This window comes from Brevibacterium sp. K72 (assembly GCF_050562175.1).
Taxonomy (GTDB): Bacteria; Actinomycetota; Actinomycetes; order Actinomycetales; family Brevibacteriaceae; genus Brevibacterium; species Brevibacterium casei.
The window spans coordinates 3,309,966-3,325,429 of sequence record NZ_CP191582.1 but is presented as its reverse complement, the minus strand read 5'-3'; the positions used below and the strand labels follow the sequence as shown (position 1 = coordinate 3,325,429).

At 68.6% G+C, this 15,464-nt stretch carries 13 protein-coding genes; 8 read left to right on the top strand and 5 right to left on the bottom strand.

The features are described 5' to 3' along the window. Positions 1-10: 10 nt before the first annotated feature. Together ACQ1RG_RS14985 and ACQ1RG_RS14980 are read right to left on the bottom strand one after the other, a co-directional pair. The gene (locus ACQ1RG_RS14985; RefSeq protein WP_009380044.1) at positions 11-1,111 is read right to left on the bottom strand and encodes a mandelate racemase/muconate lactonizing enzyme family protein; all 1,101 of its coding nucleotides are present in this window, start codon (positions 1,109-1,111) and stop codon (positions 11-13) included. Then, complete coding sequence (locus ACQ1RG_RS14980) at positions 1,111-2,034, bottom strand: LysR family transcriptional regulator (protein ID WP_201670700.1); 924 nt, start codon at positions 2,032-2,034, stop codon at positions 1,111-1,113. The genes ACQ1RG_RS14985 and ACQ1RG_RS14980 overlap by 1 nt, the downstream gene beginning before the upstream one ends. A gap of 434 nt (positions 2,035-2,468) precedes the next feature. Here ACQ1RG_RS14980 and ACQ1RG_RS14975 point away from each other — a divergent pair, with 434 nt between their 5' ends. Beyond that, positions 2,469-4,250: a BCCT family transporter gene (locus ACQ1RG_RS14975; protein WP_009380042.1), complete on the top strand. Its 1,782-nt coding sequence runs from the start codon at positions 2,469-2,471 to the stop codon at positions 4,248-4,250. Positions 4,251-4,493: 243 nt separating this feature from the next. Here the strand turns inward: ACQ1RG_RS14975 and ACQ1RG_RS14970 are convergent, their stop codons facing one another. Further along, positions 4,494-6,089: a GMC family oxidoreductase gene (locus ACQ1RG_RS14970; RefSeq protein WP_063250343.1), complete on the bottom strand. Its 1,596-nt coding sequence runs from the start codon at positions 6,087-6,089 to the stop codon at positions 4,494-4,496. Continuing rightward, positions 6,086-7,570: an aldehyde dehydrogenase family protein gene (locus ACQ1RG_RS14965; protein WP_063250342.1), complete on the bottom strand. Its 1,485-nt coding sequence runs from the start codon at positions 7,568-7,570 to the stop codon at positions 6,086-6,088. Before ACQ1RG_RS14965 ends, ACQ1RG_RS14970 begins: the two co-directional genes overlap by 4 nt. 149 nt (positions 7,571-7,719) lie before the next feature. Here ACQ1RG_RS14965 and ACQ1RG_RS14960 point away from each other — a divergent pair, with 149 nt between their 5' ends. Continuing rightward, positions 7,720-7,899, top strand: a complete 180-nt coding sequence (locus ACQ1RG_RS14960) for a hypothetical protein (protein ID WP_040342217.1) — start codon at positions 7,720-7,722, stop codon at positions 7,897-7,899. A gap of 439 nt (positions 7,900-8,338) precedes the next feature. Here the strand turns inward: ACQ1RG_RS14960 and ACQ1RG_RS14955 are convergent, their stop codons facing one another. Further along, positions 8,339-9,409 (bottom strand): hypothetical protein, encoded by a 1,071-nt coding sequence (locus tag ACQ1RG_RS14955; protein ID WP_009380033.1) that lies wholly within the window; start codon positions 9,407-9,409, stop codon positions 8,339-8,341. Positions 9,410-9,421: 12 nt separating this feature from the next. Here ACQ1RG_RS14955 and ACQ1RG_RS14950 point away from each other — a divergent pair, with 12 nt between their 5' ends. The 6 genes from ACQ1RG_RS14950 to recN are packed head-to-tail and all read left to right on the top strand — an operon-like array spanning position 9,422 to position 15,455. Next, positions 9,422-10,531, top strand: coding sequence for a hypothetical protein (locus tag ACQ1RG_RS14950; protein WP_009380028.1), 1,110 nt, complete (start codon positions 9,422-9,424; stop codon positions 10,529-10,531). Beyond that, the gene (locus ACQ1RG_RS14945) at positions 10,528-11,721 is read left to right on the top strand and encodes an HAD-IIA family hydrolase (RefSeq protein ID WP_430600202.1); all 1,194 of its coding nucleotides are present in this window, start codon (positions 10,528-10,530) and stop codon (positions 11,719-11,721) included. Before ACQ1RG_RS14950 ends, ACQ1RG_RS14945 begins: the two co-directional genes overlap by 4 nt. Beyond that, on the top strand, positions 11,714-11,962 hold the full coding sequence (locus ACQ1RG_RS14940; RefSeq protein ID WP_259864022.1) for a hypothetical protein: 249 nt from the start codon (positions 11,714-11,716) through the stop codon (positions 11,960-11,962). The genes ACQ1RG_RS14945 and ACQ1RG_RS14940 overlap by 8 nt, the downstream gene beginning before the upstream one ends. Further along, positions 11,959-12,813, top strand: a complete 855-nt coding sequence (locus tag ACQ1RG_RS14935; RefSeq protein WP_430600200.1) for a TlyA family RNA methyltransferase — start codon at positions 11,959-11,961, stop codon at positions 12,811-12,813. Before ACQ1RG_RS14940 ends, ACQ1RG_RS14935 begins: the two co-directional genes overlap by 4 nt. Further along, positions 12,810-13,751 carry an NAD kinase gene (locus tag ACQ1RG_RS14930; RefSeq protein WP_009380021.1) on the top strand — a complete coding sequence of 314 codons (942 nt, stop codon included), beginning with the start codon at positions 12,810-12,812 and terminating at the stop codon, positions 13,749-13,751. Before ACQ1RG_RS14935 ends, ACQ1RG_RS14930 begins: the two co-directional genes overlap by 4 nt. Further along, a complete protein-coding gene (recN, locus tag ACQ1RG_RS14925; protein WP_119297004.1) occupies positions 13,752-15,455 on the top strand; it encodes a DNA repair protein RecN in 1,704 nt (567 codons plus the stop codon). The last annotated feature ends 9 nt before the right edge of the window (positions 15,456-15,464 follow it).

The window sequence follows — 15,464 nt, the reverse complement described above, 5'->3', positions numbered from 1 at the left end:
AGCTGCCGGGTCAGTCGAGGCGGTAGCGGGCGAGCTTGTCCTCATCGACCGCAGTCCCGACGCCGGGCACAGTCGGTGCCGGGAGGCGACCGTCGACGATCGTCAGCGGCTCGCCGATGAGGTCATCGCCCATGTCGAGGAAGTTCGACAGCTCCGCCGGATACCGCGAGGAGTGCTCGAACGCCGCCCCGAACGTCACCGTCGCCGCACTGCCCAGCTGCGTGTCGATCTGATTGCCCATGAGCACGTCGATGCCGAGCGCCTCGGCGAACCCGAGGATCTTCGCCGACTCCGTGAACCCGGTCCGCGCCGTCTTGATCGACAGCGCGCTCGCCCCTCCCGTATGGATCTCCCGGGCCGCTTCGCCGAGGGTGGACGCCGATTCGTCGGCGACGATCGGTATCGGTGAGGCGGAGACGAGAGACCTGCGGGCGAGCACCTCGGCGGCGTCATCGGGTTCCTCGAAGAACCGCAGGTCGAGGTCGGCGGTGGCCTCGAGGACGCGGCGGGCCTCGCTCGCCGTCCACCCGCGATTCGCGTCGAGGTAGAGGAGCACCTCGGGTCCGAGGGCCTCGCGCAGGGCGATCGCGACCTCGACGTCGAGGGAGATCGGACGGCGGCCGACCTTGATCTTGAATGCCCGCACCCCGTACGACTCGACACAGGCGAGGGCTTCGTCGACGACCGCCTCGGCGGGGGAGAAGCCGAGCATATGGGAGACCTCGACGGACGGGGCGAACCCGCCGAGGAGGCGGTGGACCGGGGTCTCGAGGGCCTGGCCGATGAGGTCCCACAGGGCGATGTCGATGCCGCCCTTCGCTGTCTGATTGCCGACCGTGCGGTGGAGGCGGGCGTGGATGAGTGCACGGTCGAGGGGATCGGCGCCAAGCAGCGCCTCGGTGAAGACACCCCCGATGATCGCTGTCACGGAGTCGGTCGTCTCCCCGTACGTGTAGGGGCGAGGCGGGATGTCGGCGGTGCCGACGAGCCCGTCGTCGGTGCGCAGGCGTACGAGCACGTGCTCGATGTGGTCGACCTCGCCGCTGGCGAAGCGCAGGGGTTTGCGCATGGGGATCCGGTAGGGGATCGTCTCGACGGCGGTGATGCGCATCAGGCGCTCGCCTCCTCGGCGGAGGCCGGGTCGTCGATGACGTCGGCGACCACCTCGGCGATGATGTCGGACATCCGGGCGATGGCGGCGGTGTCCTCGTCCTTGCGCCAGGCCAGGGCGAGCTCGGTGCGCGGGGCGTCACTGAGCTCGCGGAAGAGGACCCCGGGCAGGCCGAGGGCGGTGGCGGTGCGCGGGATGACGGCGGCACCGAGTCCGGCGGCGACGAGCGACATCAGGGTCGAGGTCTCCGAGGCGCGCACCGTGTACTCGGGCTGGGCGGAGTGCGCTGAGAGGTGCCGCTGGGTCGCGGCCGCCATGACCGAGTTCTCGGGGTAGCCGACGAGGGCGTGCGCTCCCACCTCGGCGGCGGGGACGGTCTCATGGTCGGCCAGTGGGGAGTCGGAGGGGACGGCGAGGACACAGGATTCAAAGCCGAGCGAAGCGTAGGTCAGCCCCGGGATCCGCGAGTTCGACCGCAGGAGTGCGATGTCGATCGTGTGGTCGAGGAGCCGGGTGATGAGGCGCGGGGTGATCATCTCACCGCTGACGGTCAGCCGCAGTGCCGGTGCCGCCGAGGCGGTCCGCCGGACGACCTGGGGCATGATCCCGTAAGTCGTCGACCCGGTGAAGCCGAGCCGCAGCGGACCCTGGAGGCCGTCGCCAATGAGTCGGACCTCGGTGCCGAGGGCTTCGAGGTCGGCGAGGACGCGGCGGGCCTCGTCGAGGAGGTGCTTGCCCGCCTCCGTCAGTGAGACCGAGCGCGTCGTCCGGTTGAGGAGGGTGGTGTCGAGCTGGCGTTCGAGCTTCCTGATCTGTTGCGAGAGGTAGGGCTGGGCGAGGTTGAGCCGCTCCGCGGCACGGCCGAAGTGGCGTTCCTCGGCGACGGTGGCGAAGTACTGCAGCTGGCGGGTCTCGATCATCATGGGACAACGCTCATCGGTGCGATCGTCATCGGTCTCCCTCTCCGTCGAGGCTGCGCTGTCGGGCCGATGGTTCGAGGCTTGTGGTTCGGGGCCGTTGGTTCGACGCCACGCCGGCCGGTGCTGTCAGTAGTCACAGTAGGCCCGATCACGGATGACTTAAAGAGCCGATTACGTCTCGATTGAGACGCTGATGTTATCAATCGCGGGGCACGCGAGCGGCGCGCAGTGTGTGCTCCCGGCGCGCGTGCACCGCCTGCGATCACTGCAGTCGGGTGGCGATCCTGCAGGGTGTTGCGGGGCGCGCTGAGCCCGTGATCTGGGCATTCTCGGCGGTCGTGGTGGGCGCTGGGCGTGCCGTGGCCGCAATCGGCGTTGTTGTCATATCTGCGAACTTCGATAGCGTGGTGAGCACACATCAATGGAAGGTACAGCGCATGCTCAACCGTCTGCACGATGCTCTCAGGCTGAGGACGAACCCGGTCATCTTCTTCTCCTCAGCCGCTGTGATCATTCTCTTCGTCCTCGGAACGATCCTCTTCACCGACGCCCTCGACACCGGGGTCTCCGCCGCCTCCGACTGGCTGCTGCGCAACCTCGGATGGTTCTACATCCTCGGCGTCACCGTCTTCCTCGTCTTCCTCATCTACATCGCCGCCTCCCGCTACGGACGGGCGAAGCTGGGACCCGACGACGAACCGCCCGAGCATTCCAACGGTGCGTGGTTCGCGATGCTCTTCGCCGCGGGCATCGGGTCGATCCTCATGTTCTGGGGTGTCGCGGAACCGGTCAGCCACCTCGGCGATCCGCCCCGGGCGAGCACCGGGATCGAACCGGGCACGGTCGAGGCCGCGGCGGACGCGATGAACTTCACGTACTACCACTTCACCCTGCACACATGGACGATCTTCACGCTGCCAGCGCTGTGCTTCGCGTACTTCATCCACAAGCGCAACCTGCCGCCGCGGGTGAGTTCGATCTTCCAGCCCATCCTCGGTGAGAGGATCCACGGGCCGATCGGGAAGACGATCGACGTCGTCGCGATCATCGGCACCGTCTTCGGCGTCGCCGTCTCGATCGGACTGGGCACCCTGCAGATCAACGGGGGACTCGCGCAGCTCTTCGGGATCCCGGAGAACGCGCTGTGGCAGCTCATCATCATCGGCGTCGTCTGCGGACTGGCGACGATCTCGGTCTCGCTCGGTCTCGACAAGGGCATCAAGGTGCTCTCGAATATCAACATCGTCGTCGCCGTGCTGCTCCTCGTCTTCATCATCGTCGTCGGGCCGACGCTGTTCATGGCGCGGGGGATCTTTGAGTCCCTCGGCACCTACATCCAGCAGCTGCCGCAGCTGGCGCTGTGGAACGACACGTTCGCCGACACCGGGTGGCAGAGCAGCTGGACGGTCTTCTATTGGGCGTGGACGATCACATGGTCGCCGTTCGTCGGCATCTTCATCGCCCGCATCTCGCGCGGACGGACGATCCGCCAATTCGTCATCGGCGTCCTCGCGATCCCCTCGGCGTTCTCGATCATCTGGTTCGGCGTCTTCGGCTACGCCTCGTTCGACATCGAGTTCAACAAGGGCGGCGGTCTCGTCGACCGGGTCGTCAACCAGGGCGACATTCCGGGCGCGCTCTTCGCGTTCCTCGAGAACTACCCGCTGGCCGGTCCGATCTCGGTCATCGCGATCATGCTCGTCGTCATCTTCTTCGTCACCTCCGTCGACTCGGCGGCGCTCGTCGTCGACACGATGAACAACGGGCACGAGGACTTCAACCCCTTGGCGCAGCGGATCTTCTGGGCGCTTGCCATCGCCGTCGTCACCGCAACCCTCCTCGTGTTCTCCGGCACAGGCGGTCTCGAGGCGCTGCAGTCGACGATCATCCTCGTCGGTCTGCCGTTCTTCGTCATCGCCTACTTCCAGATCTACGCGCTCATGCGTGCCCTGCGCGAGGACGCGGGCGAGCCGCCGCGGGTGCGCATGCGCCGGTGGAAGAAGGTGCTGCCGCCGGAGGAGGCCGAGCGGAGGGCCGATGACGACGATGCCTTCAACGACGAGTACGACGCGTCGGAGGAGACCGTCGTCGCCCCCGAGGCCGACGAGCCTGCGCCGGAGTTCCGCGACCCCTACGTCGACGCACCGAAGGCGAAGCCGAAGCGACAGAGCACGCTCGCCAGCCGGACCGGCAGCAAGGCCCGGCCGCAGCGGGAGTAGGGGTGGGGCGCGGGTCGGCCAGCCGCGCCGGCTTGAGTCACTTTCCGCCGGATCGATCGGGTTTCGAACCGACCGATCGGGCGAAAAGTGAATCAGTCGCGCAAGAGGGCCGGTCGCGCACCGAATGTGGTGTGCGACCGGCCCTCCGCTGTGGTCAGTGCCCGTCAGCGCCCTGCCGGATCGCCAGGTCGCGTCACGCAAACCAGACCCCCGGCCGGCGTCACGCGCCTTAGACCACCGACATCACTGCCCGTTCTTGATCATCTCCGCGCACTTCTCGCCCATCATCATCACCGTGATGTTGGGGTTGACCGTGGTGATCTCCGGCATCGCCGAGGCGTCGACGACGCGCAGGCGGCCCACACCCTTGACGCGCAGCTGCGGATCGAGCGGAGCCGAGTCGTCGTCGGGAGCGCCCATCTTCGCCGTGCCCACCGGGTGGTAGACGGTGTTGTGGGTGCGGACGATGTAGTCCTCGAGCTCCTCGTCGGTCTGTGCGTCGGTGCCGGGGAACAGCTCGCGGCCGGCCCACTCGGACATCGCATCCTGCGAAACGATCTCACGGGCCTTGCGGATGCCGGCGATCATCACGCGCATGTCGTGGCCCTCGGGATCCGTGAAGTAGCGCGGATCGACGAGCGGCTTGTCGCGGAAGTCGCACGAGCGCAGACGCACCGTGCCGCGCGAGCGAGCATGCGTGACGTTCGGAGTGAGGCAGAACGTGTTCTCGGAAGTCGGGTACCCCTGGCGCACAGTGTGCATGTCGAAGGGCACCGACCCGTAGTGCATCATGAGGTCGGGGCGGTCGAGGCCATCCTCGGTGGGGGAGAAGATGCCGATCTCCCACCACTGCGTCGAGTCCTCGACCATCGGCTTCTTCGCCTCCCACGAGATGACTCCCTCGGGGTGGTCCTGGAGGTTCTCCCCGACTCCGGGAGCGTCGACACGGGACTTGATCCCCACCTCGGCGAGGTGGTCCTTCGGTCCGATGCCCGAGAGCATGAGCAGCTGCGGGGTGTTGATCGCACCCGCGGAGACGATGACCTCTTTCTTCGCCTCGATGCGGTGCGTCTTGCCGAAGGCGTTGTTGACGACGAGGACGCCGGTGGCGTTGTTCTCGTCGTCGAACTCGATCTCCTTGGCTTGGGTGTCGGTGAGGATCGTGAGGTTCTCGCGGTCGAGGATCGGGTGGAGGTAGCTCACCGAGGAGGACGACCGGGTGCCGTCGTCCTTGCGGTTGACCTGGAAGAAGTTCGCACCGTTGATGACGGTCTCGCCCTCGTTGAACTGCACCGTGGGGATGCCCGCCTGCTCGCACGCCTCGAGGAGCGCGATGCCGCAGGGATCGACCGGAGGCACGTTCATCAGGCGCACCGGACCGTCATGGCCGTGGTGGTCGCCGGGGAGCTCGTTGTTCTCAAGCTTCTTGTACAGGCCGAAGGTGTCCTTCGAACCCCAGCCGGTGGCGCCGTACTTCGTCTCCCACTCGTCGAGATCCTCCTTGGGCGCCCAGAAGGCGATGCACGAGTTGTGGGAGGAGCAGCCGCCGAGGACCTTCGCCCGCGCATGGCGCATGAACGAGTTGCCGTGCTCCTGCTTCTCGATCGGGTAGTCCCAGTCGAACCCGGACTCGAGGAGTTCCATCCACCGGTTGAGGCGGAGGATGACGTCCTCGTCGACGTCGGTGGGGCCGGCCTCGAGGAGACCGACGGTGACGGTGGGATCCTCGCTCAGGCGAGCGGCGACGGCGGCTCCGGCCGATCCGCCTCCGACGACGACGTAGTCAAAGCTGTGGGTGGTGTCCACGGGAATCTCCTTCTTCGCTCTCGCTGCGATCATTCGCTCTCGGTGTGCACGGGGAACCAACCGGTCACGGCGGGTTCGAGGTTGTGGTAGATGTGCTTGGCCTCCTGGTACTCGGCCATGCCGGTGGGTCCGAGCTCACGGCCGAAGCCGGACTGCTTGAAGCCGCCCCACTCGGCCTGCGGCAGGTACGGGTGGAAGTCGTTGATCCAGATCGTGCCGTGGCGCAGCTTCGCCGCGACCTCCTGGCACTTGCCCGCATCCTGGGTCCACACGGCACCCGCGAGACCGTAGATCGTGTCATTGGCAGTCGCGACCGCCTCGTCGACGGTCGAGAACGTCTCGACGGTGACGACGGGACCGAAGGCCTCGTCGGAGACGACGGACATGCCGCGTTCGACGTTGTCGAGGACGGTCGGCAGGTAGTAGTAGCCGTTCTCGAGTTCGCCCTCGCCCCACTTGCCGCCGCAGCGCAGGCGTGCGCCCTCGGCGATGCCCTTCTCGACGTACTTCGTCACCTTGTCGCGGTGGGCGGCGGAGATGAGCGGTCCGGTCTCGGCATCGGGATCGAAGGGCCCGCCGAGGCGGATCTGCGAGGCGCGCTCGACGAGCTTGTCGACGAACTCCTCGGCGATCGAGTTTTCGACGATGAGCCGGGCACCGGCCGAGCAGACCTGGCCGGAGTGGACGAACGCGCCGTTGAGGGCGTTGTCGAGGGCTGCGTCGAGGTCGGCGTCGGCGAAGACGACGTTGGGGTTCTTGCCGCCGAGTTCGAGGGCGACCTTCTTCACCGTCGCCGCGGCATTGGCCGCGAGCAGGCGACCGGTGACGAGCCCGCCGGTGAAGGAGACCATGTCGACGTCCTCGCTCGTCGACAGCGGGGCACCAGCGTCGGCACCGGCGCCGAGGATGAGGTTGCCGACTCCCGCGGGCAGCCCGAGCTCCTCCATGACCTGCATCGTCATGATCGCGGTGTGCGGGGTGAGCTCGGCGGGCTTGAGGACGAATGTGTTGCCGGCGGCCAGACACGGGGCGATCTTCCACGCGGCCTGGAGCAGCGGGTAGTTCCACGGCGTGATGAGCGCACACACGCCGACGGGTTCGTAGGAGATGCGGCTGACGACGGAGTCCGAGCCGGCGTCGACGATGCGTCCGGCATCGTTGGCGGCGAGCTTGCCGAAGTAGTCGAAGCAGTTGGCGATGTCGTCCATATCGATGCGCGACTCGACAATGCGCTTGCCGGTGTCGAGGGACTCGGCGACGGCGAACTCCTCCTTGCGCTCACGCAGCACCGCGGCGAAGCGGAGCAGGAAGTCACCGCGTTCGCTCGCGGGCCTGCTCGACCACACGCCGGAGTCGAAGGCGCGGCGCGCGGCGGCGATCGCGAGTTCGGTGTCGGCCGGACTCGCCTCGTCGACGACGGCGACGAGCGTGTCGTCGGCAGGGTTGTGGATCTCGCGGGTCCTGCCGTCCTGGGCAGAGACCCACTTGCCATCGATGAAGAGTGTGTTGGGCACGATGTCTCCTATTCCTGATGCGATCGTTCGAGTGCGGTCGTGCGGACAGCGATCATAGCCGCCAGCGGGCTGAGCCGACGGCGGGGGCAGTCGGCAGCGGGATGCGCAGGTGCGGTCCGTCCGGTGAACCGTCACCGGGGTGGACAGCGATGCTCGCCGAGGCGGTCGTCGGTGTGCCGAGGATGCGAACCGTCGTGCCCGTGGCCGGTGGGACGGCAACCGCCGAGGCGGTGGTGCTGCCGGTGCGGACAGGTGCGGTCGTCGTGGGCGAGGGCGCCGAGGCGGGTGACCGGACGAGGCAGGCCTGCACATCCGACGAGTTCGCGTAGGCGAGGGTGATGCCGTCTGGTCCGACACGGAGGCGGCTTGATCCGACGCGGCGGCGGACTCGAGGGCTCCGATCCAGGTGCAGGTTCACGACATCTGTCGTCTCTGCGGCCATGAATACCCCACTGACTGCGTGCGAATGGGTGGTCGCCCCATGCTCGGGGCTCACTGATCGGTTCGCGACGAGTCTAACAGAGCGCTTCCTGCGGACTCCGAGGTGGGAAGCCCCGAAATCGCGGGGCTGCACGGCAAGATGACTGGTCCGACGTGTCCGCGCCCACAGGGTGCCTGAGGCGGTCGTGGACTAGAATGGGGCGGAATCATTGAAAAGTCTTTATAGGGAGAATCGTGGCCCAAGGGGATTCGCGAGACAGCCAGCACAACCGCCGCTCGGGCGACGACAATCGCGGAGGCAGTCGCAATCGTCGACAGGACTCTCCGTCATCGCGTGGTGAGCGCGGGCCGCGAAACTCCGACCGCCGAGGCGGCTACCAGGGCAATCGCCGTGACGATGACCGCCAGGGCGGGTACCGCGGTGGGGACCGTCGCGATGACAACCGGGATGGTTATCGCGGGGACCGTCGCAATGACGGTGAGCGCGGCGGATTCCGCGGCGGAGATCGCCGTGATGACAACCGGGGTGGATACCGCGGGGACCGTCGCAATGACGGTGAGCGTCGAGGCGGCTACCAGGGCAATCGCCGCGACGACGATCGTCGTGGAGGATTCCAGGGCCGCCGTGAAGAGGACCGTCAGGGCGGTTACCGCGGCGGAGACCGCCGAAACGACGGTGACCGCCGCGGCGGTTACCAGGGCAACCGCCGTGACGACGATCGTCGTGGAGGATTCCAGGGCCGGCGCGATGACGACCGTCAGGGCGGCTACCGCGGTGGAGATCGCCGCGATGACAACCGGGGTGGTTACCGCGGGGACCGTCGCAATGACGGTGAGCGCCGAGGCGGCTACCAGGGCAATCGCCGTGACGGCGATCGTCGTGGAGGATTCCAGGGCCGCCGGGACGACGACCGTCAGGGTGGTTACCGCGGCGGAGAAGGTCGCGATGACAACCGGGGCGGATACCGCGGGGATCGCCGTAACGACGGTGAGCGTCGAGGTGGCTACCAGGGCAATCGCCGTGACGATGACCGTCAGGGCGGTTACCGCGGCGGCAACCGCCGAGACGACAACCGCGGGAAATACCGCGGGGACCGCCGAGGCGACGACGACCGTCGCGGCGGATACCAAGGCGACCGCGGCGGCTACGGTCGGAACAACAACGACCGTCGCGCCTCCCGCGCGACCGACACCGGTGACTACGCGCGGGAACAGCGCTCCCGCCGCCCTCGCCTCCAGGAACCCGAGATCCCCGAGGACATCACCGGCAAGGAACTCGACAAGGAGATCCGCGGCCAGCTGCGTTCGCTCGACAAGGAGAACGCCGAAACCGTCGCGAAGCACCTCGTCGCGACCGGCGGCTTCCTCGACGTCGATCCCGAACGCGCCTATGAGCACGCGAAGGCCGCGATGGCCCGCGCCGGACGCGTCGGCCTCGTCCGCGAAGCACTCGGCATCGCCGCCTACCACGTCGAGAAGTACGACGAAGCCGTCCGCGAACTGCGCACCCACCGTCGCATCTCCGGCTCGAATGAGAACATCGCGCTCATCGCCGACGCCGAACGCGGTCGCGGCAAACCGGAGAAGGCCCTCGAACTCCTCGAATGGTCGAAGGAAGCCGAGCTCGACAACGACACCCGCACCGAACTCGTCATCGTCGCGGCCGGAGCCAAGTCCGACCTCGGCGACATCGACGCCGCGCGCAGGCTCATCGAAGCCGAGGACTTCACCCAGCGGCCCGGCGGCGCCCTCGTGCGCCTGATGGCCGCCTACGCCGAGGTGCTGCGCCTCCACGGTGAGACCGAACTCGCCGACAAGTACAAAGAGCTCTCCCGCCGCACGGCGAAGGCCACGGGAACCCTGTTCGGCGATGAGGAGCCCGACCCGAACTTCGGCGTCGAGATCGAGACCATCGAAGAGATCCCCGACGAGGAGCTCGAGGGCGAGGCACCTGCCGAGACCGGTGGTCAGGGTGACGACACCGACGTTGCCCCCGAAGGCGACCTTGAGGCGGCAGAGACCGACTCGTCCGAGTCGGTGGGTGTCCCGACCGATGCGGTGAGCGATTCGGCGCCTGACGACGACGCGGACTCAGGTGACGTTGCGAAGTCCGGCGACGCAGAGCGCGCTGACGAATCCGCTGCCTCTGCCACCTCCGGCGCAGAGGACGACTCGAACGCCCCGGCCGACGGCAGTGCGACCGATGCGAGTTCTGAGGAAGCCGCCGCTGACCAAGCCGCAGCCGAGGATTCGGCAGCCGCGCCGGCGAAGTCCGCGAAGACGCACGTCTCCGAGAAGGAACTGAAGAAGGTCAAGGTCTCCGAGGACGAGATCGAGGCCGAACTCGACGAGATCCTCGCCGAGGCTGACGCCGACTCGGACGACGACGCTGAAACCACCGACGCTGACGCGGCCGACGCCGCTGACGCTGACACCGCCGATGCCGACTCCGCCCCCAGTGACGCGGCCGAGGCCGCCGACGACCCGAAGGGATCGGACTCGGCGAACGGAGATCGGTGACACCGGGCGCTGAGCAGGCCCGCGACCTCGGCGTCCCCGCGGGGACGCCGATCGACGGCGTCCTCTTCGACCTCGACGGCGTCGTCTACCACGGCCCCGACGCCATCCCCGGCGCCGTCGAGGGGATCGCTGGTCTCCACGATCGCGGCATCCCCGTCGGCTACGTGACGAACAACGCCACCCGCACCGCCGAGGTGGTCGCCGACCACATCTCCAACCTCGGCATCCCGACCGAGCCGAACGAGGTCATCACCTCCTCGCAGGTGCTCGCGGCCCGCCTCGGCGAGGAGTACGGCACAGGGGCGAAGATCCTCCTCATCGGCACGACGGGACTCTCGACAGCACTGACCGAGGCCGGACTGACGATCGTCGACTCGCTCGCCGACGAACCGGTCGCACTCGCGCAGGGCCTCGACCCGCACATCGACTACGCGGGCATCGTCCGCGCCGCCGAAGCGATCGCGACCGGCCTCGACTGGTGGGCGACGAACCCCGACTACTCGATGGTCGGCCGCGCGAGCCGAGTCCCCGGCAACGGCGCCTTCGTCGACATGCTCGCCCGCCTCACCGACCGGCAGCCGCGGATCGTCGGCAAACCCTCCCCGGATGTCATGACGCATGCGGTGCAGCGGCTCGGCGCTCGGCGACCGCTCATGGTCGGCGACCGCCTCGACACCGACATCGAGGGCGGTAACCGCGCCGGTTTCGACACCGCGCTCGTCCTCACCGGCGTCCACGACCTCCACGATGCGCTCACCGCCGACCCGATCCGACGCCCGACCTTCATCCTCCCGACACTCGCCGACCTTCCGCGCGTCCTCGATGCCGCGACGAGTCGGCCGGTCGGCTCCACCGCGCCCGACGGTGGTCGCAAAACCGAGGCGAAAACGCAGAATCGGCCCATCGACCACCATTTGTCGACCGCAAACGGGGACGGTGGAAGCGTGCAGGCCGCAACGATGCGATTCCCTGGTCACTCTGCCGAGGAGAATGCGCCGAAATCGCCCGCGGACCTCGGTGCAGCGACCAGCAAATCGCGGGGGACTGGTTGTGGCCGGGAGATCGATCTCGCCGAGGCTGAGCTGAGCGACCCGGCGGCGATCGAAGCGGCGCTGCGGCTGGCCTGGAAGGCGATCGACGCAGGTGAGAGCATAGAGCCGGGAAATCTGCCGAGGAGGATCGATGACTGACACGCCCACCCCAGGCAACCGGCCGACCCCCGGAGCCCCCACCCCAGGCAACCGGCCGACCCCAGGAGCGCCCACGCCAGCCCCCGCCCCAGCCCCCACCCCGGGCAGTGTCAACAAGGAGGTCCCCGCCGAAGCGTGGAAGCGCGGCCTCGCCGAGACGGCCGAGGCCCCGGCCAACGAACGCCACACGGCACTCTCCGCCCTCCTCGACGACCTCGAGACGCAGGTGGGCTCCCTGTGAGCCGACCGGGCGGGACCCGACTCGACCGGGCCCTCGTCGACCGTGGTCTGCTGCCCTCCCGCTCCCGCGCCGCCCGCGAGATCGCCGCCGGGCGCGTGAGCGTCAACGGCACTCCGGCGACCAAACCGTCCGCTGAGGTCTCCGGCACCGACGAGATCACCGTGAGCGATCCCGACCCCTGGGTCGCACGCAGCGCCCACAAACTCCTCGGCGCGCTCGACGACTTCGGCATCGACCGCCTCGACGGGCGCACCGCCCTCGACGCCGGAGCCTCGACCGGCGGGTTCACCCAGGTCCTCCTCAGCCGCGGAGTCGATCGGGTGTGGGCCGTCGACGTTGGCCACGACCAGCTCGCCGCGACCCTGCGCGACGACCCGCGCGTCCACGTCCGCGAAGGCCTCAACCTCCGCGACCTCGCAGACTCCGACGTCCCCGCCCACAGCGTCGACCTCGTCGTCGCCGACGTCTCGTTCATCTCCCTGCGCCTGCTCGTCGAACCACTGCTCGGCGTCGTCCGTCCCGGCGGCGAACTCCTCCTCATGGTCAAACCGCAGTTCGAACTCGCCCGCTCCGTCCTCGACAAGCACGGCGTCGTCACCAAGCCCGCCGACCGCAGGCGCGCCGTCGAATCCGTCCTCGCCGCGATCACCGAGGCCGGCGCCCGCGTGAGCGACATCGCCGCCTCACCGCTGCCGGGACCGAGCGGAAACCGCGAGTACTTCCTGCGTGTTCGACCCGAATCCACCCCGGGTGCGTCCGATAGGCTCGTCACGGCGGAGATCCCCGACCGCCTCGACGCGATCATGCTGGCCCAGAACATGGAAGCCCAGAGTGTGGAAGGAGAGTCGTGAGCCGGTACATCATGGTGCTGCTCCACCCGAACCGCGAGGATTCCGCGGTGGCGGCCGTGCAGGTGTGGAGGGCGCTCCTCGACGACGGCATCACCCCGGTCGTCCTCGATGAGGAGATCCTCGACATCTCCTCCCGCAGCTCGTACCCCGACGTCCACCAGGACCTCCTCTCCCGCTGCGTGATCATCAGCGCCAGCCAGCTCGCGACCTGGAAGTCCAAGTGCGAACTCGTCATCGTCCTCGGCGGCGACGGCACGATCCTCCGCGCCGCCGAACGCTTCCACGGCTCCGGCGTCCCCCTCATGGGCATCAACCTCGGTCACGTCGGATTCCTCGCCGAGAGCGAGAGGGAGGACCTCGCCGAGGCGGTCCACCGTGCCTCGGCCCGCGACTACCTCGTCGAGGAGCGGCTCGCCCTCGACGTCACCGTGTGGCATGAGGGTGAACAGATCTACTCGGCCTGGGCGCTCAACGAGGCGACCGTGGAGAAGACCTCGAAGGCGCGGATGATCGACGTCGTCCTCGGCGTCGACTCCCGCCCGGTCTCCGCGTTCGGCTGCGACGGCGTCATCCTCGCCACCCCCACCGGGTCGACCGCGTACTCGTTCTCCGCCGGCGGACCGATCGTCTGGCCCGAGGTCGAGGCCCTCCTCCTCGTCCCCATCTCCGCCCACGCGCTCTTCACCGAACCGCTCGTCGTCAACCCGAACTCCCGCCTCGGCGTGGAGATCTCCCCGTCGAATCCCGACTTCGCCGCGGTCCTCTGGTGCGACGGCCGCCGCGCCCTCGAACTGCCCGCCGGGGCACGCGTCGAGGCGAAGCGCTCGGAATCGCCGATCAAGCTCGCCCGTCTCCACACCGGTCCGTTCACCGACCGGCTGGTCGCGAAGTTCCGCCTGCCCGTCTCCGGATGGCGGGGACCGATCGAAGGAGGCTGAATGATCTCCGAACTGCGCATCTCCCACCTCGGCGTCATCGCCGAGGCCGAGGTCGAACTCGCCCCCGGCTTCACCGTCGTCACCGGTGAGACCGGTGCCGGCAAGACGATGTTCGTCTCCGCCCTCAGCCTCCTCATGGGGGAGAAGGTCGGAGCCGGGGTCGTCCGCAAAGGCGCGGAGAAGGCCGAGGTCGAAGGCATCTTCACCGAGGTGCCGGGCACCGTGCAGACCCGCATCGAGGAAGCCGGAGGCAGTGCCGACGACGAGGCGATCATCTCCCGCACCGTCGCCGCCAAGGGCCGCGCCCGGGCGACAGCGGGCGGCCGGACCGTGCCGATCGGAGTGCTCTCCGAGATCGCCGACGACCTCATCACCCTCCACGGCCAGTCCGAACAGCTCAAACTCAAGGGCCAGGCCTCCCAGCGCCGGCTCCTCGACGCCGCCGGGGGACCCGACCTCGCCGAGGCGGCCGCACAGTACTCGCGGGCCTTCGAGAACTGGCGCGAGACCGAAGCCCGCGTCCAGCGGATCAAGGATTCGACCGCCGCCCGCCGCGAGCGCATCCTCTGGCTGCAGGGCTGCCTCGACGCGATCGACGCCGTCCGCCCCGTCCCCGGCGAGGACGAGGCGCTGAGCGCACTTGCCGCGAAGCTCGGTGCCGCCGCCGACATCACCCGCGCCGTCGGCGGTGCCCATGACCTTCTGCTCGGCTCGGACATCGACGAGACCGGGGCCGCCGTCGACCGGGTCCACGAGGCGATCAGCGCACTCAGCGACGTCGAGTCCTCCGACCCCGAACTCGTCCGGATCCGCGAGGGCCTCTCCGACACCGTGCTGCGCCTCTCCGACGCCGCCGCGGAGCTGAGCTCCTACCTCTCGGGCTTCGACGAACTGGGGGAGACCTCGCTCGAGGAGACCGAAGCCAGACGCGCCGAACTCGGCTCGCTCGCCCCCTACGGCGAGACCGTCGAGGAGGTCCTCGCCTTCGAGACCCGCGCGGCCGCCGAACTCACCGAGCTCGAAGCCGAGGACCGCGACCTCGACCAGCTCGACGGCGAACTCGAGGCCGCCGAGGCTGCCATGCGCGAGACCGGCGCCGCCCTGAGCGCTCTGCGCCGGTCGACCGCGGAGTCGTTCTCGGCCGCCGTGAGCGAGGAGCTCACCGCCCTGTCGATGCCCAAGGCGCAGGTGCGCTTCGAGATCACCGAACGCGAACCCGCCGTCCACGGCCTCGACGACATCCGCCTCACCTTCGCCCCGCACGACTCCTCGACCGGCGACGACATCGCCAAGATCGCCTCCGGCGGTGAGCTCTCCCGCGTCATGCTCGCCATCGAGGTCGTCCGCGCCGCCGAGGACGGCGTGCCCACCTACGTCTTCGACGAGGTCGACGCCGGCGTCGGCGGTCGCGCCGCCGTCGAGATCGGCAGACGCCTGGCCAAGCTCGCCCGCCACGCCCAGGTCATCGTCGTCACCCACCTGCCGCAGGTCGCGGCCTGGGCGGACACGCACGTGACGATCGTCAAGGATGACGACGCGGAGACCGTGCGTTCAGGCGTGCGGGAGCTGAGCGAGGACGACCGGGTCGTCGAGCTCTCCCGCATGCTCGCCGGGATGGAGGACTCCGCCTCGGCGAAGGCCCACGCAGCCGAACTCCTCGACTCCGCGCGGCAGGTCAAGGCCGGTGCCGCTGCGGCAACATGAGAGAATAGG

Excerpts from the sequence above, each read along its gene's own strand:
- ACQ1RG_RS14985 (WP_009380044.1), bottom strand. The coding sequence starts at position 1,111 with ATGCGCATCACCGCCGTCGAGACGATCCCCTACCGGATCCCCATGCGC.
- ACQ1RG_RS14980 (WP_201670700.1), bottom strand. The coding sequence starts at position 2,034 with ATGATGATCGAGACCCGCCAGCTGCAGTACTTCGCCACCGTCGCCGAG.
- ACQ1RG_RS14975 (WP_009380042.1), top strand. The coding sequence starts at position 2,469 with ATGCTCAACCGTCTGCACGATGCTCTCAGGCTGAGGACGAACCCGGTC.
- ACQ1RG_RS14970 (WP_063250343.1), bottom strand. The coding sequence starts at position 6,089 with ATGATCGCAGCGAGAGCGAAGAAGGAGATTCCCGTGGACACCACCCAC.
- ACQ1RG_RS14960 (WP_040342217.1), top strand. The coding sequence starts at position 7,720 with ATGCTCGCCGAGGCGGTCGTCGGTGTGCCGAGGATGCGAACCGTCGTG.
- ACQ1RG_RS14950 (WP_009380028.1), top strand. The coding sequence starts at position 9,422 with ATGGCCCGCGCCGGACGCGTCGGCCTCGTCCGCGAAGCACTCGGCATC.
- ACQ1RG_RS14940 (WP_259864022.1), top strand. The coding sequence starts at position 11,714 with ATGACTGACACGCCCACCCCAGGCAACCGGCCGACCCCCGGAGCCCCC.
- recN (WP_119297004.1), top strand. The coding sequence starts at position 13,752 with ATGATCTCCGAACTGCGCATCTCCCACCTCGGCGTCATCGCCGAGGCC.